The sequence below is a fragment of the Chryseobacterium sp. 2TAF14 genome (assembly GCF_052115105.1).
GTDB lineage: Bacteria > Bacteroidota > Bacteroidia > Flavobacteriales > Weeksellaceae > Chryseobacterium.
The window spans coordinates 1-2,619 of the sequence record NZ_JBFRGA010000275.1; the positions used below are offsets into that span (position 1 = coordinate 1).

4 protein-coding genes are annotated in these 2,619 nt (G+C 33.8%); all 4 read right to left on the bottom strand.

What is annotated here, in order from left to right:
- A partial coding sequence (locus tag AB4Y90_RS17345; RefSeq protein WP_441558817.1) for a potassium-transporting ATPase subunit KdpA occupies nucleotides 1-1,067 on the bottom strand: 1,067 nt, incomplete at its 3' end.
- Nucleotides 1,068-1,397: 330 nt separating this feature from the next.
- Nucleotides 1,398-1,538, bottom strand: coding sequence for a hypothetical protein (locus AB4Y90_RS17350; protein ID WP_441558818.1), 141 nt, complete (start codon nucleotides 1,536-1,538; stop codon nucleotides 1,398-1,400).
- Between the two features lie 23 nt (nucleotides 1,539-1,561).
- Nucleotides 1,562-1,921, bottom strand: coding sequence for a DUF7674 family protein (locus AB4Y90_RS17355; protein WP_441558819.1), 360 nt, complete (start codon nucleotides 1,919-1,921; stop codon nucleotides 1,562-1,564).
- A gap of 160 nt (nucleotides 1,922-2,081) precedes the next feature.
- Nucleotides 2,082-2,619: helix-turn-helix domain-containing protein (locus tag AB4Y90_RS17360; protein ID WP_441558820.1), on the bottom strand; the 538-nt coding region annotated here is incomplete at its 5' end.

Sequence of the window (2,619 nt, forward strand, 5' to 3'; positions counted from 1 at the left end):
CTGTCATGCATTGAATTGATAGATCCTGTAGAAATAACCGTAGTTACAATGCTCCAAAAACCTGATGCTGCTGCTCCGAAACGAATTTCTTTTCCTTCCATTGCTCCCAAAGACTGGTCAATTCCTATCTGGCTGATTGCAGGATTGCCATTCATTTCCATAATAACAGTTGGTACTGCCAATAAGAGAAATCCTGCAGTCATCACTCCAAAAATCATGTAGCCGATTTTTTTTCTGCGGATAAAATGTCCGAATGCAAAAACCATTGCCATTGGAATAATTAATTGAGCAAACATCTCAACCATATTGGTAAAGTAATTTGGATTTTCAAGTGGATGTGCTGAGTTTGTTCCGAAAAAACCTCCGCCATTGGTTCCTACATGCTTTATGGGAACAAATGCTGCAACAGGACCTGTAGAAACTTCCAAACTTTTACCTTCGAGCGTAATCATTTTATCTTTTCCTTCAAAAGTCATCGGCATTCCCTGAAAAACCATTACTGCACCCATTATGAATGAAAAAGGCAATAAAATTCTGGTGGTTGATTTAAGCAGATAATCATAGAAATTTCCGAGCTTTTCGGTGGATCTTTCTCTGAAAGCTTTAAAAATAACGATTGAAGCAGCCATTCCTGTTGCTGCGGAAACAAATTGCAGGAACATCAGCCAGATTTGTCCCAGATAACTCAATCCGGTTTCGCCTGAATAATGCTGCAAATTACAGTTGACTAAAAAGGAAATGGTTGTATTAAAAGCCAAATCCGGCGACATATCGGGATTTCCGTCGGGATTGAGGGGAAGCCAGCTCATATTCATCAAGATCAGCATGCTTATAAAAAACCAAAGCAAATTAATGGTTAAAAGTGCAGTTAAATGCTGCTTCCAGTTCATCTCATTTTCAGGATTAATTCCTGAGATTTTGTAGAAAAACCGTTCTACAGGTTTAAAAACAGGATCAAGAAAGGTTTTTTCTCCTGTGTAGACTTTTGAAATATACTTTCCAAAAGGTATCGCCAAAAGCAATGTTATAAAAAACATCGCTACAACGCCTAAAACTTCAGTGTTCATAGTTTGTTTAATGCATTAAAGCAGATTCTTTAACCGAAATTATCAGATACATAAAAGCAATGACGAAAGTGATCCAAAAAATCAAGATTCCCCACTCTTTTATTTGATGCTTAATTTTGCGGTTCATTTGCTTATTAAATTATTTTTTAAAATTTTTCGGGTTTTACCAGTACATAGCAGATGTAAATGAATATGGCTATTGAGATAAAGAATAATATTGTCATTTTTTTTAATTTAAATTTTATCGAAATATTCAACAAGACGGTAAAACAAGATGAATAATACAATTGCAGTGATCAATAGAATAATTGTTATCATTTTTATTTATTTTTAATTAACCTGAAGAATTGCAGCGGCTACAAAAACTCCGAGAATTACGGCAATATTGATGGTGATGATTTCCAGATTATGCTTTTCTCGTGTAGATTTTAAAATCTTCCAGTCTCCTATTTTTCTGATCTTTGATTTCATGTGAATTTTATTTTTTTTTAATTTTAAATTCCTGATTTATAAACCTGACGCAAATAGTTGTTTTGCAGTGGGAGCGACATTTTTGCGAAAATCAAATCTTTGTATGACGGTTCGCAGCAAAACGTAAGACTGTCTAAAGAGTAGACAAAAATGTTTTCGATAGCGTTTTTCAAAGCCTGATCTCCTTTGCTGTAAAGAAGATTCATTTTGGTGATCGATTTCATCAGAATCTTCTGATCATGATTTCTAATAAGCTTTTTGATTTGTTTGGTGAAAACGCTGATCACCATAAACGGTGTTTTTGTTTTGTAAGAATCTCTAAACTCTTCCTGAGATTCAGGAATCAGTTTTATGATTTCTTTTACGGCATCTATATGGTTCATTACTTAGATTGTTTTGAACCGTTATGCCAAGATTCATTCCTTTGAAGAAAAATTCATTTTAAATAATTGATTTACAGATATTTAATTTAATTATAACAATTTATAAAACACAAAAAACCCTATCAAAATGATAGGGTCGTTATCAGAATGGAAATATTATTTAAAAAATTTTGTACTCTTCGATCTTTCTGTACAAGGTTGCGATACCAATTTCGAGCAATCTTGCAGCTTCTGCTTTATTACCTTTGGTGTGATTAAGAACTTTCTGGATCTGCATTTTTTCTGCACTCGCCATAGAAAACGCAGACAACATTTTGGTTTGCGAATAATCTTCACTACTATATACTGAAATATCAACAGGAAGACTTTCTATCCCCAATTCTGAAGCATCTGTAAGGATAACACTTCTTTCGATGACATTTCTAAGTTCACGAATGTTGCCTTTCCAGGGATGATTTTTTAAAGCTTTTAAATAATCTGTCGAAACAGAATTAATATTTTTACCCGTTTTAAGCGAAAAACTTTTCAGAAAAAATTTCACCAGCAATTCAATATCGGCAACCCTTTCCCGCAGTGAAGGTAGTTTTATCTGAAAAATATTAATTCTGTAATATAAATCTTCCCGGAAATTTCCTTTTTCAATTTCCGCTTCCAGATCTCGGTTGGTTGCAGCAATGATTCTTACATCTGTTTTGATG